Below are 1,308 nucleotides of genomic sequence, written 5' to 3' on the forward strand. Positions count from 1 at the left end.
TATATTAGGTGTATGCATAAGTATTAGTCTATATTTAACTGAAAAAAACTTTTATAAGAAAGCTAATAAATTTATTTTTACATATCATAGGTACAACAAATCAATCAGCAAAATAAGAGCCATTGTTGTCCATCACTTTTTTCCATCTTTCAGGTAATTGACGAATCCCGGAACGGTAGAATGATCTTGGTTTCGAAGCAAGGAAATTATCCAGAAATTCTCGAATCTCTGAAACATTTTTAAAGTGTTGCCCTGCTAAAAAGTGTTGCATTGATCGAAACAGATGGTAATCTGTAGGAGCCAGGTCCGGGGAATAAGCCGCATGAGGAAGAACTTCCCAACCTAATTGTGAGATTGTCTCCTGCGTAAGCTTTGCCACATGCGGTCTGGCATTGTCATGCAGTAATATAGTCTTATGCGATCCTTGACCTGAGAAAGGTCTTTTTTTCTTTATTTTTTCAGCCAATTGCAACAACTGTTTGCTATAACGTTCTGCATTAACAGTTTGGCCAACCTGGAGAAGATCATAATAAATCGGACCTCTCATATCCCACCAGATACAAAGGAGCACTTTTTTGCTGTGAATATTTACTTTTGCCGTTGAAGTTGCTGGCATACCGGGGTCTACCCACGAATGAATGCGCTTTGGATTATCGTAGCCAATCCACTTTTCATCTCCAGTGACGATCTTCCATAGAAAGTCTTTTTTTCTTTGCCTAGCAAGAAGCGACGCGCATGTTGTTAAACGACATGAAATGTTTCTTTCTGAAAGTTCATGTGGCACCCACTTTCCAACCTTCTGGATTTTTCCTAAGCTATTCAAATGCCTGCTAACAGTAGCTTGGTCTACTCCAAGCTGTTTCGCAAGTTCTTCTTGTGTTTGGGCAGTATTCTCGCAGAGTAGTTCTTCCAATCTCTCAGGGTTCAATATTCGTGGTGCACCGATTCGTGGTAGATTGCTTACATCAAAATTTCCTTCTTTAAATCGACGATACCAATATTTACACGTACTATACGAAATAGTCTTGTCACCTAGAACCGAGCATATGGATTTATATGCTGCAAAAGCACTTTTTCCTTGTTGAAATTCATATCTTATACAATGTCGATAATATATATTTTCGTCATTCATTTGTAAATCCAAAATTTTTTGATATTCTATAACAATTAAAGTGAAATATTTATTTTTTCAATAAATATATAATATTAATTACCGAAATTTAAATTAACGGGGTGTTTTGATAATTTGTTGATTTATTAAAACAATGATTAAAAACATGGTTTAATACTTATGCATAGACCTAATAT

Annotated in this window: 1 protein-coding gene; it reads right to left on the reverse strand. The window is 35.6% G+C overall.

What is annotated here, in order from left to right:
- Window positions 1–100: 100 nt before the first annotated feature.
- Window positions 101–1,132 (reverse strand): ArsR family transcriptional regulator, encoded by a 1,032-nt coding sequence (locus tag ACAX61_RS19535; RefSeq protein ID WP_370716205.1) that lies wholly within the window; start codon window positions 1,130–1,132, stop codon window positions 101–103.
- Window positions 1,133–1,308 lie beyond the last annotated feature (176 nt).

This window comes from Sphingomonas sp. IW22 (assembly GCF_041321155.1).
Taxonomy (GTDB): domain Bacteria; phylum Pseudomonadota; class Alphaproteobacteria; order Sphingomonadales; family Sphingomonadaceae; genus Sphingomonas.

Excerpts from the sequence above, each read along its gene's own strand:
- ACAX61_RS19535 (WP_370716205.1), bottom strand. The coding sequence starts at position 1,132 with ATGAATGACGAAAATATATATTATCGACATTGTATAAGATATGAATTT.